Origin of the sequence: Bradyrhizobium sp. (assembly GCF_047605465.1) — a bacterium.
In the GTDB taxonomy this organism is placed as follows: domain Bacteria; phylum Pseudomonadota; class Alphaproteobacteria; order Rhizobiales; family Xanthobacteraceae; genus Bradyrhizobium.
Map to the genome: position 1 here is coordinate 25,701 of NZ_JASGFS010000059.1, position 16,929 is coordinate 42,629.

Genomic DNA, 16,929 nt, shown 5'->3' on the forward strand with positions numbered 1-16,929 from the left:
TGTCACAGGAGAGATCAATGCGCTTGACTGAAGCCGCCATCCCGACAATTTCCGAGGTATTGCGGGCAGTGGCCGATCGCGGGCGAGCGTTGGCATGGCATTCCGCAACGGCAGGGACGGGTGGCGATCACCTTTTGGAACTGGCGGAGCAGCTGCTGAGCGAGCGCGGCGAGGCGACAAGCATAGCACTCTCACTCTCGATCCTGCGGGGTTACGATGCGCTCGATCTTCCCGCGCGACGCGGATGGTTGAGCCGGCTTGCCGTGCGCTTCGGTCCGGATCTTGCTGCACTGAAAGAGACGGCACAGATCTTCCTCCAGCGGTCCGATGAGGATGCCGCAACACGGCTTTTAAAGGTAGCGGAGCCGCGGCGGCAGGAGCTGTTGCGTCGCTTCAATCATGCTCCAGGCGGAACTCACGCCCTGGTGCGCATGCGGGAAGACATCATGGGGGCGGTCGCCTGCGATCCGGCCCTCGCCGCATTCGAAGGTGATTTCGTGCACCTGTTCACTTCGTGGTTCAATCGCGGCTTCCTCCAGCTCCGCCGCATCGACTGGACCACTCCGGCGACGATTCTCGAGAAGATCATTCGCTATGAAGCGGTTCACGCCATCGACGGCTGGGACGAGTTGCGGCGGCGTATCGACCCTCCCGATCGCCGGCTCTACGCTTTCCTGCATCCGGCGCTGGGCGACGAACCGCTGATCTTCGTTGAGGTCGCGTTGACAACGGAAATGCCGTCGGCGATCGGGCCCCTCCTTGCTGCTGATCGATCTCCAATAGATGCCGCGGCGGCGACGACGGCGGTATTCTACTCGATCTCCAACGCGCAGCGCGGCTTGAGTGGCGTCGCGTTCGGAAACCTCCTGATCAAACAGGTGGTGGAGGAGCTGCGGCGCGAGCTGCCGCGATTGACCCAGTTCACGACTCTGTCGCCGGTACCGGGATTCGCGGCGTGGCTACGGGACGAATGCGCCAATCCTGCGTCGCGCGTGATAGCGCCGCAGGCGCGGCGCCGGCTTGCGCTGTTGGCGCACGCGAACTGGCCGCGGAGGGCAGCGGCGCGGGATATCCTGCAGCGCGCCCTGTTGCCCCTGGCCGCACACTATTTTCTGCATGCCCGTAGTTCGTCGGGACGGGTCATTGATCCGGTCGCCCGCTTTCACCTCGGCAACGGCGCACGACTCGAGCGCATCAACCCGATCGGGGATCTGTCCGCCGCCGGCATGCGTCAGTCCCACGGTCTGATGGTGAACTACCTTTATGACCTCAATCAGGTTGCCGCGAACCACGAAGCGTTCGTTGGCTACGATGAGGTCGTCACTTCTGCGGAAGTCCGCAGACACGCGCGCAGCATAGTTCGCCAGTTTGCCCGCGAACCGTCAGCAAAGGGGAGCCCGAAGTCGTGACCTCAGCCAATCTGTTCGACCTCATCCGCGCCGGAGCGCTCGATTTCGACAAGCCTGCGATCGAGACATCCGATGGGTTGTCGATGAGCTATCGGGCCCTGTTCGATCGCGCCGGGCAGGCGGCGAACGCGCTGCTCGCGCTGGGTGTGGTGCCCGGTGATCGCGTGGCGGTGCAGGTCGACAAGTCGCCCGATGTGGTCGTTCTGTATCTGGCGTGCTGGCGCGCAGGTGCCGTTCTGCTCCCGCTAAACACCGCGTACACGCTGGCGGAGCTTGAATACTTCCTGTCCGACGCGACGCCGCGTGTCACCATCTGCCGGCCGTCGGCCTTCGACGCAACGCGGGACCTCGGGCGCCGGCTTGGTCTTGCGAGTGTCGAGAGCCTCGGCGTTCACCGCGATGGCAGCTTCGCTACGCTGCTGGCACGGGCGCCAGCTGACTTCGAGCCTGTGCCGCGGGCAGGCTCCGATCTTGCCGCCATTCTCTATACCTCAGGGACGACCGGCCGTTCGAAGGGGGCGATGCTCACCCATGCCAATCTTGCGTCAAATGCTACAGCGCTTGCGGAAACGTGGCGCTTTACCGCGAGCGATGTGCTGATCCATGCGTTACCCGTGTTCCATACCCACGGCCTGTTCGTGGCGACCAACGTCGCGCTCTTCAGCAATGCAACGCTGATTTTCCAGGCGAACTTCGACGCAGATGCGATCGTCGCGGCGTTATCGGGAGCTACGGTCCTGATGGGCGTTCCGACCTTCTATGTCCGGCTTCTGGCGCATGCCGGCATCACGCAGGCCTCGACGGCGCATATGCGGCTGTTTGTCTCCGGATCGGCCCCGCTTCTGCCAGAGACCCACGAGGCCTGGCGGGCCAGGACCGGTCACGCGATCCTCGAGCGCTACGGTATGACAGAGACCAACATGATCACGTCCAATCCGTTTGAGGGCGAGCGCCGTCCCGGCACGGTCGGGTTTCCATTGCCGGACGTTGAGTTGCGGATCACCGATCCGGAGACTGGCGCCGCGCTGGAGCAGGGCGCCACCGGAATGATCGAGGTACGCGGCCCAAGCGTATTTCAGGGATACTGGCGCATGCCGGACAAGACGCGCGAGGATTTTCGTGCCGACGGTTATTTTATCACCGGCGATCTCGGAAAGATCGATCGATCCGGCTACGTCCATATTGTTGGCCGCGCCAAGGACCTCATCATCTCCGGTGGCTTCAACGTCTATCCGGTCGAGGTGGAGGCTGAAATCGATGCCATGGACGGCGTGGTCGAAAGCGCGGTCATCGGCCTGCCTCATCGTGACTTCGGCGAAGGGGTCACCGCCGTCGTTGCCAGGTCGGCCGGCGCGGATCTGTCCGAGAAGGATGTCCTGGCGGCGCTCAAATCGAGGCTTGCGCGCTACAAGCAGCCCAAGCGCGTCATCATCGTCGATCAACTTCCCCGTAACGCGATGGGCAAAGTACAAAAGGCGTCACTTCGCGATGAGCTGAGAGCACTCTATTCGGGGGAGTGATATCCAGGCCTGCGAGGTGTTCGGTGTTCAAAAGGGATCACCAGCACGCCAGGCCGAGAGGAGCTTGAGAATGTCCAAGCTGGGAGTGAAACGGATGGCCGGATGCAATGATGTCCGGGGTGTTCGCTGAGAAAAGCCAATGCTTGTCATGACGCGCCAGATCAAGGCTGCCCGGTCATTGCTCGGATGGGAGCAGCATCAACTTGCGCGTCACTCGGGAATTGGAATTTCGACCATTCGCAGACTGGAGGGATCGAAGGACACTTCAATACGCGCCCACTTTGAAACGATCGATCGCTTGAGATGCACTTTCGAGAGAGCCGGTATCGAGTTTATCGGCAATCCAGGTCCAGGCGTTCGACTAACAGCCGCTGGAACGCCCAGCGACCAGAACGCGGAGTCCTAAAACGCCGGGAGCGCAGGCGACGAATACGAATGTCGTTAAGTAGTATCTTTTGCATCAGAAGTAGTATCAGTGTCTTACTGTAGTAACACGGAGCATAAAACGTAGTAATCGTTGAATCATTAGTTTGCGTTTTCGAGTAAAGACGGTCGTACTCCCCTCACTGCCTGCAAGCATTCGCGATGCAGTGCTGCATCTGCCTCGGCCATGAGGGCCGCAGGTTGCGCATTCACAAATGTGGAGGGGGAAATGAAATCAGACAGAATTTCGATTGCTTCAACTGCCAGGGCGCTTAGAGTCGTCCTTGTGATGACGACACTGACAGTGGCCCATTCATCCGCGGCCGACTTGCCCGCCAAAGCACCAGCGCCGGTTGCCGATGCGCCGTTCTTCCTGGTCAACGATAATCGGCTGACCTACTCATATCAGTTCACGGCAACCGATCCCGGCTTTCCGGGGACGACGGCCAAACAGGTGTTCGCCTTCACTCACTTCGACATCTGGGCCTATGGCACCAACTTCATCAATCTGGAACTGCTGAAGTCAAGCCAGAGTGATCCCGCAAATCCATGCCTTGCCCAGAACCAGGGCTGCGCGGGCGCGACAGAGTTCTATGGCCTGTTTCGCAGCACCTTCGGGTTCAACGAAGTCTTCAACACCAGGGCGTTCACGTTTGGGCCGCTGCATAACGTGTCGTTCGAGATTGGCGCCGACGTCAACACGGAGAACACCTTCCTGGCGCCATCCAAGCGTGCCATCGTTGCAGGCCTTCAGTTTGGTTTTGACCTTCCGTACAAGGGCTATTTCAATGTAGCGCCGCTCTATTATCAGGAATGGAACCACAACTCATTCCTGACGCCAGGGTTCACCGCGCCATATCCCGGCATCGTTGACGGCAACACTCGCTTCAACGGCACGTGGGCGGTCGAAATCAATTACTACATGGCTCTGGGCTTTCTCCCCGAGACCCTGCGATACTTCGCCCTCAGCGGCCGCGCGGGCTTCTATGGCCCGAAAGGGACGGGAGCGGCCGCCGGAGTCGTTTCTCCGGCCAACAATGCAAAAACCGAAATCAACAGCGAGCCGATCCGCCTGACTTTCGATGCCAGCAAATTGATATGGGGACCGAAGTACACCCACTTTGTCGATGTCTGGGTGGCCTATCGTTATTGGCAGAACAAGTTCGGTCTGGACGACAACAATCCAGCCAACAGCACTTGCTTTACCGCCGGTGTCAATAATCACAGCTGCACCGAGCGGTCACTGTCTACAGGCGTGTCGGTCAAGTTCTGATCTGAACAATCGCCGTCTCGTTGAGAGGATAGCGCCGCGATGACCTTCGGGGCGCTGTCCTCGTCCGCGTAAAGCAAGTGGGTCGCCAGTTCGCTCGCATGGTGGAAGTCGAACACGAAGAAGTGCCCGAACAATCAAGACTGACTTGTACGGACGGTGGAGGGCGCCTCCAACGGAGTGCGCAGCCTTGTTTGGTCGGGGCGTAACGGCAACCTCGGCGGAGCGACTGGAGCTGCACAAACGAGACGGAGAAAAACGACGTCAATGCACGGACTCACGAGCGCGCAACGACTTGCGATATTTCCGTACGCAGCGTGGCATCGTTCTGGTCAACCAGTGAAAGGCTTCGCCCGCGTGCAGTTCGAGAAACGGTCTTTGCGGCCTCGTGGCAGCGATCTGCGCCGGCATGCATCCGGAGGGATTGTGGCGCTGGCCCAGGGTCAGAGCCGATGTGCCCGTTGCCCGGGAGACGGCCGTCGTTCGGACGACTTTCCAGACCATCTGGGGAATGTTTCCATATCGCGGGAATGTACGCGTAAGTGCATGTGTTTTGTAGGTATCATGCGGCCGAAACCAACATTGAGGTTGCCAATGATAGAATCCCAAGGGTTGCACTTCCTCCAGATTCCTGGGCCAAGTCCCGTTCCTGAACGCGTAATGCGCGCAATGGACCAGCAGGTGATTGACCATCGAGGCCCGGAATTCCGCCGCCTCGGGCAGGATGTACTGGAGGCTGCCGGACGGTGTTCCAGACCAGGGGGCCCGTTGTGATCTATCCTTCGTCAGGAACGGGTGCGTGGGAAGCAGCGATCGTGAATACCCTCTCTCCCGGGGACCGTGTTGTCATGTTCGAGACGGGGCACTTCGCCACGCTATGGCAGCGCATGGCGAAGCGTTGGGGGATCGAACCCTATTTCATTGCGACCGATTGGCGGCGCGGAGCAGATCCCGCGCAGGTCGAAGCGGCGCTGAAGGACGACAAACGTCGCGCCATCAAGGCGGTCATGGTCGTGCACAACGAAACATCGACCGGTGTTACCAGCCGGATTGCCGATATCCGGGCGGCCATCGACAGGGCCGGTCACCCGGCGCTGCTGCTGGTCGACACCATCTCGTCGCTTGGATCAGTCGACTATCGACATGACGAAGGGGGGGGCGACGTCACCGTGAGCTGCTCCCAGAAGGGTTTGATGTTGCCACCGGGGTTGGGATTCACCGCGATCTCGGACAAGGCGTTGCGCGCCTCGAAGACCAACAAGATGCCGCGCTCGTACTGGGACTGGGAAGATATGTTGGGTCCGAACGCGAATGGTTTCTTCCCGTACACTCCGGCAACCAGTCTTATTCAGGGGTTGCGGGAGGCGATCAAGATGCTTCTCGAGGAGGGCCTCGACAACGTTTTTCGGAGACATCAGCGTCTTGCCTCGGCGGCCCCCGCCGCCGTGCAAGCATGGGTCCTCGAAGTGCTGTGCGCCGAACCGTCCGAGTATTCGCCGGTTCTCACCGGTGTGCTGCTGCCGTCCGGACATGATGCCGATCGCCTTCGCCAGATCATTCTCAAGCGCTACGGTGCTCTCGCAAATTGTCCGAGGCGCGCTTGTCAAAAGCTTCATGAAGCATCCGGATCCCGTGAAACGGGTTTCGGAAGACGCTGCTGACTGGTTGAAGGACGTAGTCGTCGGACACTTTGATCAGCATGGGCAGGAGAGGGGTGACCTCCTGTTCGAAGTATGAAGCGTGACTCGATCTCACGGTGATCATGTCCACAGCGCTTGAGACTGTACTTTCGTCGATGCCAGTGAACGAGGCAATCGTCTGGATCAGCTGGTCTGGCGGTGTCCAGACCGTCAGACTCATCGGAGAATTCACTTCCGGGAATGCCTTCTTCGCGACATCGACAGAGCGAATATGCTTCAAATAGAAACTGGTGATCAGGAAAAAGACGGCGCGGAGATCCTTACCTGTTATGGTTCCGAGAACCGTGTCATCATGAATTCCGGCTTCGTCGACACTCTCATGAGTATCTTGCGCTACCAGCGCGAAGTAGTGCTGCTCAATGTCGGGTGAGCTGTCGTAGCTGACCATCGTGACATTCTTGGTCGGCCGCCACGGATGCACGAGCTTGCGAATTCTTTCGTCAAGATTCTCAATTTCCGTTTTCCAGATTGCTTCCTTGAACACGCTCTCGGTCGGCATCCCGTCTTTGAGCTTGTCGGCTTCCAGCCGATCGAGAAAGTGATCGATCGCGCAGCGGTCGGTCATACGAAAAGTGATGGTATTTCCATCCAGCGTGCATTCGTTCATTCCGTGCCGGAGCATTTCGGCATTTTCTCGCATTAGAGACGCTCTTCCGAGATTCATCAGAATGCCGAGAACCTGGTTCCTCAACTCGGGCGTGCTTTCACGGAATGGAATGCCCCGCAGCTTTCCGACGTGAGGCAGCAGCAGGGAGGCGAGAGGATTCCAGCCTCGCAGCATGGTCGCAAATTCGAATTCCGTCAGACCCAGTTCCGGGTTGCTCGACATGAAGTGAATAACGTGGTGGAAATCAATCACGCGACACGCCTCAACAAGAAGCCCCGCCCGGGCCTCGGCAGGGAGCTCGGCGACCTGATCCAGCTGCCGTTCAATCTCGGCGCGGGCAAGCGCAGTCAGCGAGTTCGCTGTTTCCGTTCGCGTTTTCATGTCATCGGACATGGGTCACAGACATCCTGAATCGGGGCTGGCCCGGCAAGTCAGGTTCTCCGCGCTCAATGCGCAGGTGAAGTTCGTCAACAGGATCACAGGAAGGCTGAGGCGATTCATGGCCGATCATTGCCGATGATCTGGTCTCCCGTCGAGTCCATCCGACGGGAGTGACTGCCGCTCGCCATTCGGTGTCGGTCGCCGGAGGCACTCGCGCGAGGGGCCCGCCGTCATTTCATGCCGGCGTCGCTATCACTGCCCATCGCGCGGGTGCCTTGTTAACCGGTCTCGCGACTGCACTCGGTCCCGGGTCCCGCCGCTGCGCGTCGGCGCTATGCTGACCCTCCTGCGGGTGCCTCTTTTTGGCTTTATCATCGTCTGGCAAACCGCTGGCGCTGCACGAACGGGTGTTTCGGAGGCTAAGAGCTCCGCCCTCGCGCGCACCAGGGTGAAGCGCCGGCTCGTGCCGGCGCCGACCCGGCCGGTCTCCCCGGTCTTCCGCGCTTTGTTGGATCGGGCAATCTTTCAAATCCGCTGGCACGCGCTTGTGCAGACCCGCTCCTCGAGCGGCCCTTCCGGGCGGGTGATCCCCACCGCGCGGGTCGCCCAGGCACTTGCTACCCCTGGTCTCGCCGACGGGCAGGGTTGCAGCGCAGCGCTGCGCTTCAACCTCAGCCCATAGGAGAATGACCATGAACATGATGACCCTTTCCCGGCACGAACAGCCTGTGTCCGGCGGCTTTCGCGTGGATGTATCGCGTGGCCAGCGAATTGGCCGCGTGTCGTCAGAGTGGTTTGCGCGGCCCGATGACGAGCGTACCTGAACCTGCCTGACCTCTATGAGGCGGTGCGGGGCCGTGCCGAACGCGCGCAGGCGCGGGCGGTGGAAAGCCGGGCTATCCGGGTGGAGGCGAACCGCGATAATTCGGAGCGGCTGGCCTTGACCGTGCCGGGACGCGACGCGCCGGCGGAGCCAACCCATTGGAGCTTTGGCCAGTTGTGCACGCTGGTCGGTGCGCCGACTCCCTACCTGCGACAGCTTCCCGCGGCCCTGTCGGCCATGAATCTGCAACACGGCTTGCTGTCGCACCGCGCCGAACTCGTCAAAACCCTGGAGGCCGATAACGGGCGGGTTGAGCTCCGTGCGGTCACCGGGCCGGACTATGGCCGCATCCTGGGACCATGAGCTTGCCGCGGCGGTCATGAGGATCGCGGGCAATGGTACGGGTGACACGCGGTGGAAGGTGCCGGGCGTGATGGACTGGTCAACCATGACCCACAATCCCTTTGTGTACGTGACCAGGGACACGACGACACTCTACGCCAGTGACCGCGACGTGTTTCTGCTTCTGGTCGACGACACCAACCCGATCGAGGCGGGCAGGTTACCGGATGGCTCGCCGGATTTGTATTGCCGGGGATTTTACCGCTGGAACAGTGAAGTCGGGAGCAAGACGCTGGGAATTGCCAGCTTTTATCTCCGCGCTGTCTGCATGAACCGCAATCTATGGGGCGTGGAGAATTTCGAGGAGATCACGATCCGGCATCCTAAATTTGCTGCTCAGCGGTTCGCGCATGAAGCCGCCCCAGCGTTGACGAACTTCGCCAATTCCTCTCCTGCGCCATTCATCGCCGGCATCAACGCGGCTCGGGAGCGGATCGTTGCCCGCACTGACGAGGATCGGGAGACCTTCCGCCGCAAAGGCGGGTTTTCCAAATCCGAGACCGTGAAAATTATCGAGACCGTTCTCGGTGAGGAGGATCGCAAGCCGGAAAGCATCTTTGATTTCGTGCAGGGCATCACGGCATTTGCCCGTGGCAAAGCCCATCAGGACACACGCCTTGAACTGGAGGGCAAAGCCAAGCGTTTGATGGAGCGTGCAATCTGACACTGTGAGCCGCGCAATCGGAACGGTCGCGCGGCTTCGCTCGATGCCTGATGCGCCGCCGCCGATCCGGCAGGCCGGATCGGCGGCGGCGACGCGTATCCGCGTCAGGCGCGACCCGGGCCCCCGTTGACCCGGCTCGCGGATTGGGCCGCGCCTATTTGGCGCGACATCTCTTTGCCGTCCGTTTTAGGAATTCATCAGGCTCGACGTCGAGCTTATCGGCAAGGCGGCCAATGACCTTTATGCTGACGTGGTATACGCCCTTCTCGAGCTGGCTCAGATAGCTCCGGCTTATCTCAGCCTCCAAAGCAAGTGTGGCCCATGAAACGTTGGACAGTAAACTCCGCGACCGTCAGATGATGCAGACCCCGCCGCTCGATCCTAATGTGGCTGACAAGGCCCCCGCCGGGCCAGTGCTGACAGCTTACGATGAGGAGCACGTTGTAACCTACATTCGCCTTCTACAAGCCGAGGGCGAGGGGGCGGATTGGCGCGAAGTCGCTCGACTTGTCCTGCATATTGATCCGGAGCGTCAACCGGACCGCGCACGCGACGCGTACCAGAGTCACCTCGCGCGCGCGAAGTGGATGACCGAACAAGGCCGTCTGTTGCGTGGCACTGGGTCGAATTAGAAGAAATTCGGCGTCCGAAGCGTCTCTCGAGGAATCGTCTTCTCCAGCCTACACGTGGTCATCCGGGAGCACCACGTGGTGCCAAACCAGGGGCTTCCTGCAACCCTCTCGTTCATAGTTATTGCGCCGCAATCCTTGTTAGCTGCGTGCAAAAGGGGCGGAAGTAATGCCTGAGTTCGACTGGCGGTCGCCGGATTCGTATAAGAGCCTACAAGATGCCGAGATCACCGACATCGCCTGGGAATGTCTTCGCCGCAACGCGGACTATCGACGCGAATACGAAGTGAAGATCGCCAACAGTCCAGACGGCGAAGTGACCGCCGAATTCAGGAGGAGGTGGGGCATCTGCTTTCGCCCATGACCCGCAGAATTCCTCCGACGAGCAGACGATCTTTTGGGCGCCAGAGGTCCTGGTGGAGGTCGTTCCGGTCAAGGTTGCCTCGGTCGCGGATCGCAGGTCGGCGTCTCTGCCACCGCTCGATCTTTTTGCCGGCCAGGTGCGGCGCGCCGCCGACGGCTGGCATGCCGTGCTGCGTATCGGTGCGGTCGATCACCGTATCTGGTCCAAAGAGCCGCCATTGTTCGGCGCGTCATACGCAGCCGAATTACCGTTCGACGGCGATTTCGACGAGCGCGCGTATGCAGCCCGACGGCTCTGGCGCGCGATGAATGGACGCGCGCCAGGACCTGCCTTTCATCAATTGTCAAAACAGCGGCGCGAACGCCTGAGCGCCGCGATCCGCGCGCTCGACGCGCATAGTGCCGGCGGCAGCTATCGTATCATCGCCGAAGCGCTGTTTGGTAAGAGGCGCATCCCCGATCGTGCCTGGAAGACGCACGATCTGCGCAATCGAACGATCCGCCTGGTGCAAAGCGGCCTTGCGCTGATGCGCGGCGGCTACCGCAAGCTTCTACGTCCCGAGCGCAGGGGCGAATAGCTCCTCCGCTCAGGGGTATCGAAAATCGTCCCCTCAATATTCGGCATCCCCCTCCGACATCGCGCTTCTCCATGATGACCGCACACACGCCGGCGCCGCCATGCGCAGTGCGCTGTCACCCTGGAGTTCTCAAATGCCCGATCCGATGGCCGGCCTGCCACCGCGTTTCCTGCGCCCGCCGGAGGCTGCGCGGTACCTTGGCCTCTCCGGTCGCACGCTGGAGAAGCACCGGACGTACGGCACCGGGCCGACGTATCGGAAGATTGGCGGACGTGTTGTCTACGCCGTAGATGACCTGAAAGCGTGGGCCGACCTCGGCACCAAGACGTCAACTTCTGATCCCGGCAAGGGGACCGTGCTGCCGGCCAGGAAGCAACCGGCGCTGCGCCCCTATGCGGGCCAGGAACGTCGCCGATCACGGTGCGAGGACAGTGACCATGCGGCGCAGACATCATTCCGAGCGCGACCAGCTTGAGCTCTTTCGGGCGCTATTCGGTGATCTCGCACCCCGCGACGCGCAGGATCTGATGGCTTATCCGTTCTTCTCGCTCGCAAAAACAAGGCGGATCGTGCCGATCGATTTCCGTGCGAGTGCAATCGCAATTCGTGTCGAAGCGGTGCCGGAACACGGCATGGCGACCATCTGGGATGCGGACGTTCTGATCTGGGCGGCTTCCCAAATCGTCCAAGCGCGTGACGCGGGTTTGAAGACGTCGCGCCTGATGGCAGCGACGCCTTACGAGATTCTCACGTTTGTCGGCCGTGGCACCAGCGCGCGTGATTATGACCGGCTCAAGGCTGGTCTCGACAGGCTGCAGTCAACGACAGTGCTGACGTCGATCCGCCAGTCGACAGAGCGGCGACGGCATCGCTTCTCCTGGATCAACGAGTGGAAAGAGACGGCCGATGCAAACGGCCGTCCATTCGGGCTCGAGCTGATCCTGCCGGATTGGTTCTATGCGGGCGTCATCGAGGACGCGCTCGTGCTCACGATCGATCGCGCCTATTTCGGTCTGACTGGCGGCCTTGAGCGGTGGCTTTACCGTCTCATGCGCAAGCACGGCGGCCGCCAGGATGGCGGCTGGAGCTTTGACCTTGTGCACCTCCCATGCCAAGTCCGGCAGCCTCTCGCCGCTGAAGCACTTTGCCTACGACGTACGCCAAATTGTCAGCCGGCAGACACTGCCAGGCTACGAGCTAGTGCTTACCCGCGATCCGAACGGCGTCGAGCGACTGAACTTCACACCCACTCCTGTCGACCCGCTCACTGCCAGACTTCGCAGGCGCGGTCTCATTAAAAGCTCGGAGGACAACCTGTGAATCAGCTCGTGCTATCGGGGACCGCAACCCTCGTGCCATCAGGGACCGGATCCTCGTGCTATCGGGGACCGAGATCGGGCTCAAGCCCTTGTTTCTCCGCAGTTTCCAGCCGCCGTAACTCTACTAACCAGAAATCCTTTGGATTTCTTCTAACGGAGCCCGCCGCAGGGCGCATTGCGGCCGACCGGCAATGGCGGTCCATGGGTACTGCCTGCCTCCACAATCCCGCTCCGCGATCTCACGCGTTCTTTGCCGAACTTCAACCGCACTGCTCCCAATCCCAACTTCAGGGAGCGGGGGCATGAGCGAACTCACCGAAGTCGAAGTCCTGTGGCTTGAGAAGCGCATCGAAAACCGCATTCGGTTCGGTCGCGCCGTCGCGGAGAGGAAGGTCGATCGTCATCGCCGTGTCCTTTCATTCGCTCCCGGCAGCATCTTTGGGTTTGTGCGCTGGACATCCAACGATTTTGGAACGGTCGTTTCGCGGATCGACATCTTGCGGGCTGTCACGCCAGGACAGCGCTGCTCGACCGTGCCATATGTGAGGCCCGGTGGGGAAATTTTGCTACGGCTGTCCGGTTGGCCGAAGGTCGAACGGGTGCTGCAGATGATCGATGCCGTTGAAGCGCTCGGCATCGATCCGGCCGATGTCGCACCGGATCATTGGCATCACGTCCATAACCGTCTTTCCGTGAATGAAAGCCCGCGTCCCTACACGAAGGCGCGCCACCAGGCTTGGCTCCATCGTCAGAGAGTAACGCGATGACGAGCCGTCTTAAGACACTGACCGCGACGTGCGGGGCTGTCACCGCGCTAGTTGCGACAATCGCGCTGGAGCCACTTCCACTCTACATTTGGAATACATCGCCGAGCGTGCCGATCGGTCTCTATCGATTGCGACCGGCGGAACGCTTCCATGTCACCGAGTTGGTCGCCGTTCGGCCGCCGGAGCCGCTCGCGACCTTCCTCGACCTGAACGGCTATCTGCCCATAGGCGTCCCCATGCTTAAGCGCGTTCTGGCGCTGCCGGGGGAGAACGTCTGCAGAAGCGGGCTCACGATCTCGGTCGACAACATCGCGGTGGGCGAGGCGCAGGATCGCGACGGACGTGGCCGGCCGCTGCCGAAATGGCAGGGCTGCCGCGTCGTCGGGGAGGGCGAACTCTTCCTCATGAACTGGCAGTCGAGCGATTCGCTGGACGGTCGGTACTTTGGGTTCCTGCCGGCGTCGGCCGTGATCGGCCGTGCGCTCCCGGTGTGGACATGGGAGGAGTAATCGTGCGCGCTTTGCGTTTCTTCTTCGCTATTCCTCTGTTCGATCTATTGCGGGACCATCCGTCCCGACCAACGCTTGCAGGGCCGACGCGCGCAGCGGCGGTCCAGGGCGGCCGAACGGCCGGCGCGAAGCGGCTTTACCCTGGACGGCTGCGAGCACGACGGCATGCTTGGTTCGGTCGGGCGTGCGTGCTTGGGCGTCGTATCGCTGCTGCTCATTTTGACCGCGTCGCATGGTGCCGCTCTGGCCGAGAGTAGATTGGGTGCGGTTCGAGCGGTCTCTCAGGCGAGCAATCCATTTGCAGCTTTCGTCGACGAAGCCTCAAAGCGCTTTGCAGTTCCGGTGAACTGGATCGGCTCAGTCATCAACATCGAAAGCGCCGGTGACGTACACGCCAGATCGCCCAAGGGGGCAATCGGCCTGATGCAAATCATGCCAGCGACCTGGGCCGAACAGCGCCAACGATACGATCTGGGAAACGATGCCTTCGATCCGCGCGACAACATTCTGGCAGGTACGGCATACCTGCGCGAATTGCTCGACCGCTACGGCTCGCCAGGCATGCTTGCCGCGTACAACGCTGGTCCGTCTCGCTACGAGGAGCATCTCGCCGGCCGTCCCTTGCCGGACGAAACGCGAGTTTACGTGACAAGGCTTGCAAATCTGCTCGGAGACGAATTGCCACCGACATGGACTGCCGACCGGCAGGCATCGCCAGCCGAGACGCTGTTCGCTGAGCGAGGTGACCTGATGAAAACGGGCGATCGGCTGCCGGCGTTCGCGCCTTCGAGAGGCACAAGGGCTGCAATCTCATCGCGCGATCTTTCGGACATGGTCCCCAAGTCCACTGGCGTCTTTGTCGCTCGATCAGATTCGGAAGCATCGCGATGACCAGGTGCGCGGGTTGGCAGGCAATGGCGTATCTCAGCGAACAGTCGGCGGAAGGACGAGGGGAGAGGGCAGGCACGACAGCAGGACGGCGAGATAAAAGGGGCTCGCCGGTCAAACCGCAAGCCATTGGCATGGCTTGGGTTTCGGCGTGCCGGTCGGTCGGGGCGCGTGCTGCGCCCAAGATTTTCTTCAGGTTATTCAATCTTGTTTTCGGCACTGGAGGCGCCGTTACGGTTTTCGAGGGCCGACCATGACCGTAGGCGATAGCGATCTGCGTATTCGGCCCGGGCGCATCCGCGGCACCCGCGCGCCGAAGGCGAAGAGCTTCATCAACCAGGTGCTACGCGCCGCGAAGAAAGTCGGACACACTTCGGGTCAGGCCGCGGCTTGCAGGCGTTCTGCGGCTTATGGGCGCTCAACGTTTGGCCGCGGCCGTCTAGCCTTCAGTCGCAGCCGGTTGTTTAGCCCGACACGCCGCGTCGTTGTGAAGGCGCGTGTTGTCCGAGCCTTCCGATCCGCACCACTGACTGCCCATCTTTCATATCTGAAGCGCGACGGCGTCACTCGGAGCGGCGAGAGGGCCGAGATGTTTGATGCCGGCAGCGACAGTGCTGACGGCACGGCTTTCGCGGAACGTTGCAAGGACGACCGCCATCGTTTCCGGTTCATCGTCTCGCCTGAGGATGCCGGCGACATGCGACCGACCTCAAGGCTTTCACCCGCGACCTGGCCAGGCAGATGGAGACCGATCTCGGCACGCGGCTTGATTGGGTGGCCGTCGATCACTGGAACACGGACAACCCTCACGTCCATCTTCTCGTTCGGGGCGTCGATGAGGATGGGGCCGATCTCGTGATCTCCCGCGACTACGTGAGCCGAGGCCTGCGCTCACGCGCCGAGGAACTCGTCGCCATCGAACTCGGTCCGAAGCCGGAGCACGAAATCCGCAGTTCGCTGAAGAGGGAAGTCACGGCAGAGCGATGGACGCGGCTCGATCAGGAGATCCGGCTGGCAGCCGACGAAACGGGCGCCATCGACCTACGGCCTCAGGATCCCGGACCTCTTGATCCTGAAATCCGGCGCCTGATGGTTGGTCGCCTTCAGCACCTGGAAAAGATAAGCCTTGCGGCGTCCGCCGCACCAGGGGAATGGATGGTTGGACTCGAGGCCGAGCGCAGCTTGCGCAATCTCGGCATGCGCGGCGACATCATCAAGACCATGCACCGCGCCTTTACCGAGCGGTGAGAATCGCGCGTCGTTGCCGACTACGTCATCGAAGGTGGACAGCCTCGACCCAGATCACCGGACGACTGATCGATCGGGGATTGCATGACGAACAGACGGGCGAAGCCTACGCCCTGATCGACGGAACAGATGGACGCGGGCACCACGTTCGCTTCCGTGGCGTCGAGGCCTTCGAACAGGCGCCGCCAATCGGCGGCATCGTCGAAGTCCGGCGCTTCGGCGAAGCCGGCGATCCGCGCTCCACCCTGGTGCTCGCGACCCGCTCAGATCTCGATCTTAGCAGGCAGGTCACCGCAAGAGGAGCGACCTGGCTCGACCACCGGCTGGTCGAACGCGACCCCATGCCGCTTGCCATGGGCGGGTTCGGTCGCGAGACCCGCGACGCCATAGAAGCCCGTGCCGAGCATCTGGTTCAGGAAGGCTTGGCACGGCGGCAGGGCCAGCGTGTCATCCTGCAGCGCGACCTCCTCGACACGTTGCGCCGACGCGAACTGGACGAGGTGGCAGCAAAAGTCTCGGCCAATACCGGACTGCCTCAGATGAACGCCGCCTCCGGGGAGCACGTGGCGGGCACGTACCGACAGCGGCTGACGCTCGCCTCGGGACGCTTTGCCATGATCGACAACGGTCGTGGGTTTCAGCTCGTGCCCTGGTCCCGCGAACTCGAAAAGAGGCTCGGCCAACACGTCACCGGCGTCATGAAGGACGGCGGCGGCATCGAATGGGGTTTTGGTCGGAAACGCGACCTCGGCCTCTAGCGACTTGCCAATGCAGTGGTGGAAAGGGTCTCGGATGTCTGGGACCAAAATTCTGTAGGGACAGGTGATCGTCGTCGGCTTGATCGTTCTGCTCGCCATCTGGGGGGCAACGGAGTGGACGGCGTAGCGGCTCGCGTACCAGCCGGAACTTGGGCGGCCCTGGTTCGAACTATTGGGCTTCAAGATCTATTACCCGCCGATCTTTTTCTGGTGGTGGTTTGTCTTTGACGCCTATGCACCTCAGGTTTTCGTCGAGGGAGTCTTAATTGCAGCGTCGGGGAGTTTCGTTTCGATCGCTGTGGCGATCGGCATGTCGGTCTGGCGGGCACGTGAAGCCAAGAATGTCGAGACCTATGGTTCGGCGCGCTGGGCTGGTCTGGAGGAGGTGAGGGTGGCTGGACTTCTCAGCCCGGATGGTATGGTGCTCGGTAAGCTCGATCGCGACTACCTCCGCCATGACGGGCCGGAGCATGTATTATGTTTTGCACCCACCCGGTCGGGCAAAGGTGTGGGGCTCGTGATTCCTTCGTTACTGGCCTGGCCGGGCTCGGCCATCGTGCACGACATCAAGGGTGAGAACTGGCAATTGACCGCCGGCTTTCGTTCGCGGCATGGCCCAACCCAAAATCCTCAGCTTACAATCCGCTCCTTGAGGTCCGCCGCGGGGAATG

General features: G+C 61.3%; 12 protein-coding genes and 5 pseudogenes. 15 read left to right on the top strand and 2 right to left on the bottom strand.

The features are described from left to right. The first annotated feature begins 17 nt into the window (after nucleotides 1-17). The 4 genes and pseudogenes from QM712_RS29425 to QM712_RS29440 form a co-directional block, all read left to right on the top strand. Complete coding sequence (locus QM712_RS29425) at nucleotides 18-1,409, top strand: malonyl-CoA decarboxylase (RefSeq protein ID WP_415026656.1); 1,392 nt, start codon at nucleotides 18-20, stop codon at nucleotides 1,407-1,409. Further along, a complete protein-coding gene (locus QM712_RS29430) occupies nucleotides 1,406-2,929 on the top strand; it encodes a malonate--CoA ligase (RefSeq protein WP_415026657.1) in 1,524 nt (507 codons plus the stop codon). The genes QM712_RS29425 and QM712_RS29430 overlap by 4 nt, the downstream gene beginning before the upstream one ends. Nucleotides 2,930-3,581: 652 nt before the next feature. Next, nucleotides 3,582-4,625 (top strand): hypothetical protein, encoded by a 1,044-nt coding sequence (locus QM712_RS29435; RefSeq protein WP_415026658.1) that lies wholly within the window; start codon nucleotides 3,582-3,584, stop codon nucleotides 4,623-4,625. 591 nt (nucleotides 4,626-5,216) lie between these two features. After that, nucleotides 5,217-6,193, top strand: a pseudogene (locus QM712_RS29440) (pyridoxal-phosphate-dependent aminotransferase family protein); the annotation flags it as partial. On the opposite strand, the gene QM712_RS29445 reads toward QM712_RS29440, so the two are convergent. Then, on the bottom strand, nucleotides 6,183-7,322 hold the full coding sequence (locus tag QM712_RS29445) for a hypothetical protein (RefSeq protein WP_415026659.1): 1,140 nt from the start codon (nucleotides 7,320-7,322) through the stop codon (nucleotides 6,183-6,185). The pseudogene QM712_RS29440 and the gene QM712_RS29445 overlap by 11 nt on opposite strands. Before the next feature lie 686 nt (nucleotides 7,323-8,008). Between QM712_RS29445 and QM712_RS29450 the strand changes: the two are divergent. After that, a pseudogene (locus QM712_RS29450) lies at nucleotides 8,009-9,199 on the top strand (DUF932 domain-containing protein). Nucleotides 9,200-9,353: 154 nt separating this feature from the next. On the opposite strand, the gene QM712_RS29455 reads toward QM712_RS29450, so the two are convergent. Further along, nucleotides 9,354-9,536 (bottom strand): helix-turn-helix domain-containing protein, encoded by a 183-nt coding sequence (locus tag QM712_RS29455; protein ID WP_415026667.1) that lies wholly within the window; start codon nucleotides 9,534-9,536, stop codon nucleotides 9,354-9,356. Nucleotides 9,537-9,558: 22 nt separating this feature from the next. Between QM712_RS29455 and QM712_RS29460 the strand changes: the two genes are divergently transcribed. The 10 genes and pseudogenes from QM712_RS29460 to QM712_RS29505 form a co-directional block, all read left to right on the top strand. After that, a complete protein-coding gene (locus tag QM712_RS29460) occupies nucleotides 9,559-9,831 on the top strand; it encodes a DUF2285 domain-containing protein (protein ID WP_415026668.1) in 273 nt (90 codons plus the stop codon). Between the two features lie 166 nt (nucleotides 9,832-9,997). Next, nucleotides 9,998-10,192, top strand: coding sequence for a transcriptional regulator domain-containing protein (locus tag QM712_RS29465; protein ID WP_415026660.1), 195 nt, complete (start codon nucleotides 9,998-10,000; stop codon nucleotides 10,190-10,192). Nucleotides 10,193-10,244: 52 nt separating this feature from the next. Continuing rightward, nucleotides 10,245-10,769: a DUF2285 domain-containing protein gene (locus QM712_RS29470; RefSeq protein ID WP_415026661.1), complete on the top strand. Its 525-nt coding sequence runs from the start codon at nucleotides 10,245-10,247 to the stop codon at nucleotides 10,767-10,769. Between the two features lie 133 nt (nucleotides 10,770-10,902). After that, nucleotides 10,903-11,244 (top strand): helix-turn-helix transcriptional regulator, encoded by a 342-nt coding sequence (locus tag QM712_RS29475; RefSeq protein WP_415026662.1) that lies wholly within the window; start codon nucleotides 10,903-10,905, stop codon nucleotides 11,242-11,244. Then, nucleotides 11,207-12,089, top strand: a pseudogene (locus QM712_RS29480) (replication initiator protein A). The gene QM712_RS29475 and the pseudogene QM712_RS29480 overlap by 38 nt, the downstream one beginning before the upstream one ends. 301 nt (nucleotides 12,090-12,390) lie before the next feature. Beyond that, entirely contained in the window at nucleotides 12,391-12,855 is a 465-nt protein-coding gene (locus QM712_RS29485; RefSeq protein WP_415026663.1) for a DUF2840 domain-containing protein, read from the top strand. After that, nucleotides 12,852-13,364: a S26 family signal peptidase gene (locus QM712_RS29490; RefSeq protein ID WP_415026664.1), complete on the top strand. Its 513-nt coding sequence runs from the start codon at nucleotides 12,852-12,854 to the stop codon at nucleotides 13,362-13,364. Before QM712_RS29485 ends, QM712_RS29490 begins: the two co-directional genes overlap by 4 nt. 165 nt (nucleotides 13,365-13,529) lie before the next feature. Then, nucleotides 13,530-14,255 carry a lytic transglycosylase domain-containing protein gene (locus tag QM712_RS29495; RefSeq protein ID WP_415026665.1) on the top strand — a complete coding sequence of 242 codons (726 nt, stop codon included), beginning with the start codon at nucleotides 13,530-13,532 and terminating at the stop codon, nucleotides 14,253-14,255. 250 nt (nucleotides 14,256-14,505) lie between these two features. Beyond that, nucleotides 14,506-16,258 (top strand): annotated as a pseudogene (locus QM712_RS29500) (relaxase/mobilization nuclease domain-containing protein). A gap of 64 nt (nucleotides 16,259-16,322) precedes the next feature. Further along, a pseudogene (locus QM712_RS29505) lies at nucleotides 16,323-16,929 on the top strand (type IV secretory system conjugative DNA transfer family protein); the annotation flags it as partial.